A 12458-nucleotide genomic window follows, 5' to 3' on the forward strand; every position below is an offset into this window, starting at 1 on the left:
AGTACAATAAAGTACTTCCCCCCTTTTGACTCATTCGACATTACTCAGCCTGAAAAAAGTTATTCAAACGATCGACTAACTCTTCTTTAGCCCATTCGAAAGTTTCGCCAGACTGTCTAAATTTCACTTCTAAAATACCTTCTGAAGCTTTTTTACCAATTGTAACACGTACTGGTAAACCGATTAAATCTGCATCTGCGAATTTAACGCCCGCACGCTCTTTACGATCATCATAAAGCACATCATAGCGATATGATTGTAACAATTTGTACGTTTCCTCAGTTAAATTCTTTTGTGCTTCATCTTTTTCGTTCACTGAAATCAAGTGTATATCATATGGCGCAATTTGTTTTGGCCATACAAAGCCATAGCTATCTTGGAATTGTTCTGCAACCGCAGCTACAAGGCGAGACACACCGATACCATAACAACCCATGATAAATGATTGAGCTCGTCCATTCTCATCCAGGAAAGTTGCTTTCATAGAGTCACTGTATGTTGTACCTAGTTTGAATACATGCCCAACTTCAATACCCTCAGCAAATTTAATTGTGCCCTTTCCGTCTGGAGATGGGTCACCCACTTGAATAAAACGTAAATCTTCAAAACGATCAATTGCAAAGTCACGGCCTGGATTTACATTAATATAGTGGAATCCGTCTTCATTTGCACCACATACACCGTTACGGATAGATTTGATTGCATTATCCGCAATTACTTTTACATTAATCGGAAGTTTTACAGGTCCTAAAGAACCAACATGACTACCTAATAAATCAAAGATAACTTTGTCATCTGCTAATTCAACAGATTGTGCATCAAGTGCGTTTTTTAATTTAATATCGTTGATTTCATGATCTCCACGAGCTAGTACAACAACTAGTTCATCATCTACATTAAATACTAATGATTTAATACAAGATTCAGGTGATACTTTTAAGAATTCAACAATTTCATCAATTGACTTCTGGTCAGGTGTAGAAACTTTTTCAAGTTCTTTCATATCTTCATTTGAATGACTATACTCTACGTTTACTTCAGCCATTTCAATATTAGCAGCAAAACTTGATTCATCAGAGAAAGCAATTGTATCTTCTCCAATTTCAGATAACACCATAAATTCATGTGTATCTTTACCGCCTATTGAACCTGAATCTGCGATAACCGCACGGAAGTTCAAGCCAAGTCGAGTGAAAATATTCGTATATGCTTTTACCATATCATTATATGTTTCATCTAAACTTTCACGTGTAGCATGGAATGAATATGCATCTTTCATAACAAATTCACGACCACGTAATAAACCAAAACGAGGACGCTTTTCATCACGGAATTTATTTTGAATTTGATAAAGTGTTAATGGTAATTTTTTGTAAGATTTTACTTCGTCACGCACTAAAGAAGTAATAACTTCTTCGTGTGTAGCTCCCAATGCAAAATCACGGTTATGACGGTCTTTCAATCGCATTAACTCTGGACCATATGCTTCCCAACGTCCTGTTTCTTGCCAAAGCTCAGCTTGCTGTAAAGCAGGCATTAACAATTCGACAGCATCGATTGCTTCCATTTCCTCACGAACAATTTGTTCTATTTTTTTAAGTACTTTTGTAGCTAGTGGTAAGTATGAATAGACACCACTTGTATTTTGACGAATAAAACCTGCACGTAATAATAGCTGGTGAGACTTAACGTCAGCATCAGCAGGTATTTCACGTAAGGTTGGGATAAATGTTTTGCTTTGTTTCATAAAAACCACACCTTTTGCGTTATTTATAATTATTTATTAAAAGAAAAATCTTTGAATATCGTTCCAAGTAACGACAATCATTAAAATCATTAACAACATAATACCAACAAAATGTACCATGCCTTCTTTTTGACGATCAATCGGTTTGCCACGTATAGCTTCAAAACCAAAGAATAATAGACGTCCACCATCTAAAGCTGGTAGTGGTAATAAATTCATGATTCCTAAGTTGATACTTAAAATAGCTGCCCAGTTCATGACATTTGTCCAACCGTATTTAGCTACCTCTTCAGTTGCTTTGTAAATACCAACAGGACCAGATAATGCATCTAGTGTAAATTTACCAGTTACAAGCATACCTAATAGTTCAAAGATTTTCATTGTCCATGTATACGTTTGTTCCACACCATACGAGAATGCTTTTAGTGGATTTTTTTCCATCGGACTTGAATATTGTACACCTATTTGTCCCATTTTTTGTTCATTTACTACAACTTCTTTAGGTGTTAATATAATTCGCTCTTTTGCCTCACCACGTTGTACATCCAAAGTCATTTCTTTTTTTGGGCTATTTTGAATAGCTTCAGATAATTCTTGCCAACTGTCAATCGCTTTGCCATTTATAGCAGTAACGACATCCCCTTTAACTATACCTGCCGCTTGAGCCGGACTACCTTTTACTACATCAGCAATAACTGGCTCATTCGTTGGAATTCCCTGAACTAGTCCAATAACAATGAATATTATGCATGAAAGGATAAAGTTAAATAATGGACCTGCAAAAATCGTCATTGCACGCTTACCTAATGATTTTGAATTAAACTGACGATCATAAGGTGCAATAATTGTTTCAGTACCATTTTCATTAATAACTGCATCACGCGCTACATCATAACGTACAAGATGCTCATCTTCGTCATAGCCTTCAATCCACAATTCTTTTTGTAGATCAGCTTTTTCAACTTCCAAAAATAACATGTCCGGTAGTTGCTTATTTTGATTTAAAACAATTTTTTCGATTTCATCTTTGTCATTCAGTTGCATACCGATTCTATAACCAGGTTGTAGCTCGATATTGTCCATATCGTCTCCAGCCATTCGTACATAACCACCAAGTGGCAGTAATCGAATAGTATACAGTGTTTCACCTTTTGTAATCCCTAAAATTTTAGGTCCAAAGCCGATTGCAAATTCTCTAACTAAAATACCTGAACGTTTCGCAAAAATAAAGTGACCAAGCTCATGAAAGAATACAATTGAGCCGAACACTACTATGAATGCAATGATTGATTGCATGGAATCCCACCTTCTTCAGCTTGAAAAAATATCATTCAACCCTGTAGTTATTTTATCATGCTTTGAACTGATTTTCTCGTTTCTTTGTCTACGTGTAAAATAGTTTCTAAATCAGGTTGTAAAATGTTCACGTGTTTGTCCATAATTCGTTCAATAAGATCTTCAATTTCCAAGAATTTAATCTTTTCTTGCAAAAATGCTCCAACAGCTGCTTCGTTTGCCGCATTCATGGCTGTAAGAATTGTCCCTCCCATTCGACCTGCTTGATATGCGAAATCAAGGCAGCGGAAACGTTGTAAATCTACATTTTCAAAATGTAATTGAGATATCTTCGCCAAATCAAGACGTTCTGCGGTTGAACGTGGTAAACGCTCTGGATAACTAAGTGCATATTGAATTGGTGTTCGCATATCAGGTGTCCCTAGTTGAGCCATAATACTAGTATCATGATATTCAACCATTGAGTGAATAATACTTTCTCTATGTATTAACACGTCAATATTATCATAATCCACATCATATAACACTGCCGCTTCAATGACTTCAAGCCCTTTATTCATCAATGTTGCTGAATCAATTGTAATTTTAGCTCCCATGGACCAGTTCGGATGATTTAACGCCTCTTTTATAGTAACGTTTTTCAAATCTTCACGCGTTTGGTCGCGGAAACTACCACCTGAAGCAGTTAAAATTAATCGCGAAATGTCTTTTCGGTTCTCGCCGTGCATCGATTGCCATAAAGCTGAATGTTCACTATCTACTGGTAGAATTGCCACACCATGTTTTTTAGCTTCCGACATTACTATATGACCGGCAGTAACTAATGTTTCTTTATTAGCAATGGCGATATTCTTCTTAGCTTTAATCGCAGCTAATGTTGGTTCTAATCCAACACTACCTAATACAGCGTTGACTAACACATCAGCTTCAGGGCAAGTAGCTACGTCTATTAAGCCTTGTGCACCAAAAACAAAATCCGTTTTAGGAAACTCTTTTTGCAATGCAACTGCATCTTCCTCAAATTGAACTGATACGATAAGAGGTTTAAATTCCTTAACAATTTCACGTGTTTTCTCGATATTCTTCCCTGCTGAGAAGGCTACAAGTTGAAACGAATCTTTATGGTCCTTCACAATATCCAACGTTTGAATACCAATAGATCCTGTTGCGCCTAGTAAACTAATTGATTTCATCAAAATAATCTCCTTCTTCATCCAACAAAGTGCAAGAAATGCAACAATGGTAATACAAATAATAAACTATCAAAGCGGTCTAAAATACCGCCATGCCCAGGTAATATTTTACCTGAGTCTTTCACATCATAATGACGTTTAATCGCTGATTCTACTAAATCGCCCATTTGACCGAAAATAGAAGCAATAACCGATACAATAATTAAAGTGACATATGTTGTTTCTATACCAACAATCAGTTGGAATAGTATTGCAAAGACAATAGCGGTAACAATCCCGCCTATAAATCCTTCAATTGTTTTATTTGGTGAAATTTCTGGCCATAATTTATTTTTACCAAGCTTGCGCCCTACAAAATAAGCACCTGAATCAGTTGTCCACACGATAACTAAGGCATAGATAACATATTCTAACCCTTCCATTCGTGTTTCAATCAAATAGTGGAAACCCATTCCAACATAAAGCACACTAATAATAACAAATCCTACTTCATCAAAAGTGAACTTGTTTTTAATTAGCACTGTATAAATCAGTAATAGAATAGCACCTAAAAACAGAAATTCCATTTTCGAATAAGATGTTACTTCTAAAACTTTTGCTTCCCAATCATTTGGCATTAGCAAAATAAACATTGTTAGCAATGTTAAAATGCCTTGTACTGAAAATAGCGAAATGCCCTTCATTCGTAAAATTTCATACAGACCAACTGCTGCCATCGCATATACTAATAACGAAAATGGAAGTCCTCCCAAAACAACAAATGGTATAAATAACGCAGCAGCAATAACGCCTGTAATAATACGCTGTTTCACGTTTTATTCCCCTTTCAATCCTCCGTATCGACGATTACGCTTTTGATAATCGCCCACCGCATCTAAAAGTGAATGTTCGTCAAAATCCGGCCAGAGCGTGTCAGTAAACCAAAATTCAGTATATGCTAGCTGCCAAAGCATAAAATTACTCAAACGAATCTCTCCGCTTGTACGAATTAATAAATCAGGTTCTGGTAACTCACTGGTCATTAAATGTGTTGAAATACTATCTTCTGTAATATCTTCCACGGTAATTTCACCATCTTGAGCTTTCTTAACTAATTGTTGTACCGCTGATACTATCTCAGATCGACTACCATAATTAAGTGCAAAATTTAATACCATCCCTGTATTTTTTTCCGTTTCTTTCATCGCTTTTTTTACAGCATTTTGTGTATGTTCAGGAAGAGAGCCCATTTCTCCAATCATAGCGATTCGAATATTCAGTTCCATGAGTTCGGGTAAAAATGAAGTTAAAAATTCTTCAGGTAAGCGCATTAAAAATTCTACTTCCATTTTAGGACGCTTCCAATTTTCAGTTGAGAATGCATACAAAGTAAGAGCCTGCACGCCAATCTTATTCGCAGCCCTTGTAATTTTACGGACATTTTTCATACCTTCATGGTGACCAGCTACACGTGGCATTGCACGTTTTTTTGCCCAACGACCATTACCATCCATAATAATAGCAATGTGCTTGGGCACAATTTCTCCAGTCATATCTGAAATTCGTTCCTGTAAATTTCGATTTTGTTTATCTGATTTTCTCCATACGAGTTTATTCAACATTTAGAATCCTCCACTAGCTTACAAATCGGAACGTATACTTCATCTATCATATCAAAAATACGAATTCTTTTCCTTAATCTTGTTTAAAAAAAAGACGTCCCCTTAGTTAGGACGTCTTTTAGAAAACAAGGTTCTTGAAATTAAACTGCCATGATTTCTTTCTCTTTTTCTTTAGCAAGTTCATCAACTTTTACAATGCTTTCGTCTGTAGCCTTTTGGACATCATCAGCATAGCCGCGTAAATCGTCTTCTGTAATATCGCCATTTTTTTCGAGTTTTTTGAAATCCTCATTTGCATCACGACGCACGTTGCGGATTGCAACTTTTGCATCTTCAGCAGACTTTTTAACGACTTTTACAAGTTCTTTACGACGTTCTTCAGTTAAAGCAGGGATTGCTAAGCGAATCACATTCCCATCATTAGTTGGTGTAATACCAATATCTGATTTCATAAGTGCTTTTTCGATGTCACCTAGAACTGTTTTGTCATATGGTTGAATAACTAAAAGACGAGCTTCAGGAACAGATACACCCGCTAATTGATTAATCGGTGTTGGTGCACCATAATATTCAACTGAAATTCGGTCTAATAATGAAGCGTTCGCACGACCAGCACGAATTGAAGCTAGTTCGCGAGAGTACGCGTTAATTGTTTTGACCATTTTCTCATTAGCTTGAGCCATCACTTCTTTAGGCATTACGAATTCCTCCTAACAACTGTGCCAATAGTTTCACCTTGAACGGCACGTTTAATATTTCCATTCTCCATTATTGAGAATACTATGAGTGGGATATCATTGTCCATACAAAGCGTTGAAGCAGTAGAATCCATTACCTGTAATCCTTGTTGAATAACTTCTAAGTATGTCAAATTATCATATTTAACTGCATCAGCATTTGTTTTTGGATCAGCTGAATATACGCCATCTACATTGTTTTTCGCCATTAAAATTACATCCGCATTAATTTCAGCGGCACGTAATGCAGCTGTTGTATCTGTCGAGAAGTAAGGATTACCTGTACCCGCCGCAAAAATAACTACGCGTTTTTTCTCTAAATGGCGTACTGCTTTACGACGAATATAAGGTTCCGCTACTTGTGTCATAACTATTGAAGACTGTACACGTGTTGCAACATCAAGATTTTCTAATGAATCTTGTAGTGCTAAAGCGTTCATCACTGTAGCTAACATACCCATATAGTCCGCATTTGCACGTTCCATACCCATTTCGCTACCGATTTTACCTCTCCAAATATTACCGCCGCCAACAACAAGGGCAACTTCTACTCCTAGGTCCACAACTTCTTTAATTTGTTCTGCTACTGATTTTACGATATTAGGAACAAGTCCGAAGCCTTGATCCCCTGCTAAAGCCTCACCGCTTAATTTGATGACGACTCTTTTGTATTGTGGCACACTCATTGGAAACCTCCGTCATACTTTTTTCTTGAAAAATAGGGAACACGAAAAGCTGTGCTCCCTAGTCTGTTTATATTAAATGTGTACTAATTAGTTACCTTTAACTTGGTTCATTACTTCTTCAGCAAAGTTGTCTTCGCGTTTTTCAATACCTTCGCCCACTTCATAGCGTACGAATGATTTTAAAGTACCGCCAGCAGCTTTAACGAAATCGCCAACTTTTTGGTCTGGGTTTTTAACGAATGATTGGTCAAGAACACAGATTTCTTCGAAGTATTTACGTAGACGGCCTTCAACCATTTTAGCTACGATGTTTTCTGGTTTACCTTCGTTAAGAGCTTGTTCAGTTAATACTTTACGCTCGTGATCGATTTCTTCTTGAGAAATTTGGTCATGAGTAATGTATTTAGGGTTTAAAGCTGCAACGTGCATAGCTACGTCTTTAGCAATTGAAGAATCAGTTGTTCCTTCAACTACAGTTAATACGCCGATACGACCGCCCATGTGTAGGTATGGTCCGAATGAGTCAGCGTCAGTTTTTGTAGCAATTTCAAAACGACGAAGAGTGATTTTTTCACCGATTTTAGCAATCGCGTTTGAAATGTGATCTGCTACTGTTAAACCATTTTCCATAGTAGATTCTAAAGCCACTTCAACTGAAGCAGGTTTAGTAGCTAGAAGGAAAGCAGCTAATTCTTTTACAAGAACTTGGAAACCTTCGTTTTTAGCTACGAAGTCAGTTTCAGCATTTACTTCAACTAGTACAGCTTCGTTTCCTTCTTCTAAGATGAAAGTTGTACCTTCAGCTGCAATACGATCTGCTTTTTTAGCTGCAGAAGAAAGACCTTTTTCGCGTAGGAAGTCGATTGCTGCGTCCATATCTCCGTCTACTTGTACTAATGCTTTTTTACAATCCATCATACCAGCACCAGTTTTTTCGCGTAATTCTTTTACCATTTGTGCAGTTACTGCCATTGTTAGTTCCTCCTTGTGTAATCATGTTATGAATTTTTTTATTTTCTCAAAAAAAGGCGATAAGAGGGTTTAGCCGCTTATCACCTGTTTCTTACTTGTGAATTACTCTGCTGCAGCTTCAGTAGCTGGAGCTTCTTCTTCACCTTGTTTAGACTCAATTAAAGCGTCTGCCATTTTTGCAGTTAATAATTTAACAGCGCGAATTGCATCGTCATTTGCAGGAATAACGTAGTCGATTTCATCTGGATCACAGTTAGTATCAACAATACCTACAAGAGGGATGTTTAGTTTGCGTGCTTCAGCAACAGCAATACGTTCTTTACGTGGATCTACAACGAACATAACATCAGGGATACCTTGCATGTCGCGGATACCGCCTAAGAATTTAACTAAACGTTCGTGTTGTTTTTTAAGTTGAACAACTTCTTTTTTAGGAAGAACTTCGAAAGTACCGTCTTCTTCCATTTTTTCGATTTGTTTCATACGAGCAACACGTTTTTGGATAGTACCGAAGTTAGTTAAAGTACCACCTAACCAACGTTGGTTAATATAGTAGTTACCAGAACGCTCTGCTTCTTCTTTGATAGCTTCTTGTGCTTGTTTTTTCGTACCTACGAAAAGCACTTTACCGCCATCAGCACCAACTTGGCGCATGAAGTCATAAGCTTCCTCTAATTTTTTAACAGTTTTTTGTAAATCGATAATGTAGATACCGTTACGTTCAACAAAAATGTATTTCTTCATTTTTGGGTTCCAACGGCGAGTTTGGTGACCGAAATGTACACCAGCCTCAAGTAATTGTTTCATAGAAATTACTGACATGTGTGTTTCCTCCTGAAAATGGTTTTTTTGTCCTCCGTATTCGTCATTTGTAAGAGTAACTCTATTAAAAGAGCACCTGCTCCATACATCAGAATACGTGTGTATTGTAACACCACTTGCTACTATATCACACAATATTTACAACTGCAACAAATTTAGTGCTTAAACTTTAGTATAAGTTCAATTTCAGTTTTACCTTTTTGTAAAGATTTTGCAATTCCTTCGACTGATCGACCTTGAGAATATAGTTCTCGAACTTGATCTTCTAGGGAAAGTTCTATAACTGCTGCAGTCTCTTCAACCGCTTGAGGAACTGTTTCAAAAGCTTGTTGTTTTTTTTGTGGTTGAGATTGGTTTTGTTTATAAGCCTTTGCTGCAACATTTTTTGATGTACTAAATGTTGGTAGCAAAAAGTCTTCTTCGCTTTTTGGCTTTTGTTCGCTTTCAGGTACAACTGGAACTTCTTTTTCTTTCATCAATTGTGCCACCGGCTCATTATTGGTTGTTTTCTTAGTTTTATTAATGTTTGAAAGTTCTTCGATTAATCGATTGTTTTCATCACGCATTTCAGCCAAATAGGCACCAACAGCGTTATCCATGTCATCTTTTAAGCGTTCTTGTTTTACTTCAATATCTTTAAAACGTGAAAGCTTAGAATATAGCATGATAATTAAAAAGAAGCTGATGATTTGCGCGATAAATAAAAAGACAAGTATTGCAACTACCATTGTTGCTCCTAACCGCTAAAATCCACGAATTGTCCTTTATATGGATGTTTAGCTTTTTCGTTCACTTCTTCTGACTCATGCTTTTTCTTACTATTCTTGCCACTACCTGATTGATTATTCGCAGCTGGATCTTCATCTTTAATCTCATCGGTACTTTCCGATTCCAATACAGACGTTCGATTGCGCTCAATTTGGCGTTGCAAAGCTGCATTAGCCAAATCTTGGTTCGTGTTTACTTGTTGTTGTGCTTGGTCAGCCATTTTACCAGCTTCAAATGATTTTGGAATAGCTATTTGAAGCTCAACACCCTTTAAGCTCATACAACATGCCTCCATTTATGCATTTTGCATTTCAGATGATAATAGATTCCGCAATTTAAATAATGCTTTTGAATGGATTTGTGAAATACGCGAAGTTGAAAGTTCAAGCATTTCTCCAATTTCAGTGAGTGTCATTTCTTCTGTATAAAACAGACTTAATACAAGTTGCTCTTTCTCATTTAACTTTAATATATTGTCCGCAAGATCCCCTAGCAATTCCATTTTCACAACTTCTTGTTCAGGTGTCTTCACAGAATCATCACGAATAACAAACGATTTACCTTCATGATCATCCTGATCTTGAGACTGCTCGTCCATTGACAATACATTTGAAATAAAGTGTTCTTGCATTGTTTGATAAACATCATCAACAGACACATCTAAAGTTACAGCAATTTCCTCTGGTGTTACATGCCGCATTAAACGTTGCTCTAACGACTCAATTTGTGCATCTAATTTTTTTGCTTTTTCACGAGCAGAACGTGGAAGCCAATCTTCTTTTCTAAGACCATCAATAATGGCACCACGAACGCGGAATGATGCATATGTATCAAATTTTAAATCACGAGTTGGATCAAATTTATTTAATGCATCGAAGAGTCCCATCATTCCAAGGCTTGTTAATTCATCCCTTGATACATTTTTAGGTAAGCCAGTACTAATACGCTGTACGTGATAAGATACTAATGGGATATACTTTTTTATTAGCAAGTCTCCTGCACGAGGATCTCGTTCAGCAGTCCAGCTACTCCAAAGCTTCTGCTCTTCATTTACAGTTGGTTGCATTGCCGAATCCTCCCATTTAGTAAAGTACGATTTGTAAATCTATTATATCAATCTATTACTGTATAAAATCCGCTAATTCCAAGTAATTCATGTTCATTTGATGTCTTCTAACATCATGGATTGAACTACTTTTGCTACTTCTTCAGCATTTTCTTCAATAGTATTACTCATTTTACCTGTCTGCTGCTCTTTTACTTGTCCATCGTTCACTGCAAGTCCATCCTCTGCAAGAGTCAAATCTTCTGATTGTGGTGAAAAAAAGACAAATGCAATGACAAATCGCACTAAAAACGCGATTAAAAAAACGACTAAAGCAATTATAAATGAGTTAAATAATATCGTCGTTGGCGTCTTAAATGATTGGAATGTCATGAAAAAATAAATTGAAAATCCAATCAGAGAAGCCCAACAATTCCATAAAATTGAGCCAACCATCATATATCTTTCACTCCTTGATTTACTGTTCGAATATTTAATTTGGTCGTTTGTAAATCAAACTCTATCGTTCGACCACTACTACCACCAGTATCTTCCGCAATAAGAGGTATGGACAGTTTTTTTAGTTGCAACTTCACAGCCTCTACATTGCGCGGTCCAATTCTCATAGAATCTCTACTCGATGTAAATTGGAACATCTGAGCCCCTCCAGCTATTTTTGCTTTCAACTTAAAAGGTTGGATTCCCTCTTGTTTCAGTTGATTTACCATAGCAGGAATACCTGTATCGGCAAATTTCGCCACATTTATCGAGTCTGTTCTGCCAAGTTGTGAATCTGGAAGCATCACGTGAATTAACCCTGCTACCCCTTTTGATTCATCATATAACACAACCCCTACACATGAACCTAATCCTGATGTTCGGATTGTATTAGGTGCTTTTGCTACGTCCATTTGAGCTATTCCTACTTTGACTACACTAGGGCTATCTATCATATTAAGAAACTCCTAATGCTCTAAAAATTGATTCAAAGGAGTCATGGTCAGGTAACAAGAAGAAATGTCCTCTAACCGTCTCTGTATCTCCCATATTTTCTTCATAAATCGTAGTATCAATGACGATAACATGATCGCTCACTTGCGATATTTCGATCAAACCAAAACTGATAATAGCACCAAACATATCAATACTTAAAGCAGGTGGGGTTGGATAAATTTTTAAACTAGTGAAATCCGAGAGCGCCGATAAATATGAGCCCGATAAAATATTTCCGAGCTCTTGCATTGCAGAAAAACCTAATTCAGAAACAGGTGTTTGACGGAAATCAAAGCCTTCATCTCGTATTAATTTTTGTATGAAATGATTAGCTTGTTCAATCGGTAGAATAAAGAACATTCCACCTTTAGCATCTCCTTCAATTCTCAAATAGATGCCAGCGACGGCTTGTTCCGCACCGCCACCTCTTTCCATCATTTCATTAAATGACACCATTTCAACTTTCGGTACACGCATATCTATTTTTGTATTTAATAAAGATGAAAGAGCAGTAGCAGCATGCGCTGCTCCAATATTACCTATCTCTTTCAAAACATCTAAATGTAATGACGTGATTTTATCGTGAAATGTCATAGGT

General features: G+C 36.8%; 15 protein-coding genes. All 15 read right to left on the reverse strand.

Annotation, left to right across the window (positions count from 1 at the left end; genetic code table 11):
- Positions 1-40: 40 nt before the first annotated feature.
- Positions 41-1747 (reverse strand): proline--tRNA ligase, encoded by a 1707-nt coding sequence (locus tag AC3IS5_RS15600; protein ID WP_489425228.1) that lies wholly within the window; start codon positions 1745-1747, stop codon positions 41-43.
- A gap of 36 nt (positions 1748-1783) precedes the next feature.
- Positions 1784-3043, reverse strand: coding sequence for an RIP metalloprotease RseP (gene rseP, locus AC3IS5_RS15605; RefSeq protein ID WP_489425229.1), 1260 nt, complete (start codon positions 3041-3043; stop codon positions 1784-1786).
- 47 nt (positions 3044-3090) lie between these two features.
- A complete protein-coding gene (locus AC3IS5_RS15610) occupies positions 3091-4236 on the reverse strand; it encodes a 1-deoxy-D-xylulose-5-phosphate reductoisomerase (protein WP_489425230.1) in 1146 nt (381 codons plus the stop codon).
- Between the two features lie 17 nt (positions 4237-4253).
- A complete protein-coding gene (locus tag AC3IS5_RS15615; protein WP_489425231.1) occupies positions 4254-5048 on the reverse strand; it encodes a phosphatidate cytidylyltransferase in 795 nt (264 codons plus the stop codon).
- Between the two features lie 3 nt (positions 5049-5051).
- A complete protein-coding gene (gene uppS, locus AC3IS5_RS15620; RefSeq protein WP_489425232.1) occupies positions 5052-5837 on the reverse strand; it encodes an undecaprenyl pyrophosphate synthase in 786 nt (261 codons plus the stop codon).
- Between the two features lie 140 nt (positions 5838-5977).
- Positions 5978-6535: a ribosome recycling factor gene (gene frr, locus AC3IS5_RS15625; protein WP_053417443.1), complete on the reverse strand. Its 558-nt coding sequence runs from the start codon at positions 6533-6535 to the stop codon at positions 5978-5980.
- Positions 6535-7260 carry a UMP kinase gene (gene pyrH, locus AC3IS5_RS15630; RefSeq protein ID WP_053417444.1) on the reverse strand — a complete coding sequence of 242 codons (726 nt, stop codon included), beginning with the start codon at positions 7258-7260 and terminating at the stop codon, positions 6535-6537. Before pyrH ends, frr begins: the two co-directional genes overlap by 1 nt.
- Before the next feature lie 87 nt (positions 7261-7347).
- The gene (gene tsf / locus AC3IS5_RS15635) at positions 7348-8232 is read right to left on the reverse strand and encodes a translation elongation factor Ts (RefSeq protein WP_489425233.1); all 885 of its coding nucleotides are present in this window, start codon (positions 8230-8232) and stop codon (positions 7348-7350) included.
- 102 nt (positions 8233-8334) lie between these two features.
- A complete protein-coding gene (gene rpsB, locus AC3IS5_RS15640; protein ID WP_038184184.1) occupies positions 8335-9054 on the reverse strand; it encodes a 30S ribosomal protein S2 in 720 nt (239 codons plus the stop codon).
- Positions 9055-9209: 155 nt separating this feature from the next.
- On the reverse strand, positions 9210-9782 hold the full coding sequence (locus AC3IS5_RS15645; protein ID WP_489425234.1) for a hypothetical protein: 573 nt from the start codon (positions 9780-9782) through the stop codon (positions 9210-9212).
- Between the two features lie 8 nt (positions 9783-9790).
- The gene (locus AC3IS5_RS15650) at positions 9791-10102 is read right to left on the reverse strand and encodes an RNA polymerase subunit sigma (protein ID WP_489425235.1); all 312 of its coding nucleotides are present in this window, start codon (positions 10100-10102) and stop codon (positions 9791-9793) included.
- Between the two features lie 15 nt (positions 10103-10117).
- Positions 10118-10888: a FliA/WhiG family RNA polymerase sigma factor gene (locus tag AC3IS5_RS15655; protein ID WP_489425236.1), complete on the reverse strand. Its 771-nt coding sequence runs from the start codon at positions 10886-10888 to the stop codon at positions 10118-10120.
- Positions 10889-10981: 93 nt separating this feature from the next.
- Positions 10982-11326 carry a hypothetical protein gene (locus tag AC3IS5_RS15660; protein ID WP_489425237.1) on the reverse strand — a complete coding sequence of 115 codons (345 nt, stop codon included), beginning with the start codon at positions 11324-11326 and terminating at the stop codon, positions 10982-10984.
- Positions 11323-11820 carry a chemotaxis protein CheD gene (locus AC3IS5_RS15665; protein ID WP_489425238.1) on the reverse strand — a complete coding sequence of 166 codons (498 nt, stop codon included), beginning with the start codon at positions 11818-11820 and terminating at the stop codon, positions 11323-11325. The genes AC3IS5_RS15660 and AC3IS5_RS15665 overlap by 4 nt, the downstream gene beginning before the upstream one ends.
- Position 11821: 1 nt before the next feature.
- On the reverse strand, positions 11822-12454 hold the full coding sequence (locus tag AC3IS5_RS15670; RefSeq protein WP_489425239.1) for a chemotaxis protein CheC: 633 nt from the start codon (positions 12452-12454) through the stop codon (positions 11822-11824).
- Positions 12455-12458 lie beyond the last annotated feature (4 nt).

The sequence above is a fragment of the Viridibacillus sp. KH_047 genome (assembly GCF_057838945.1).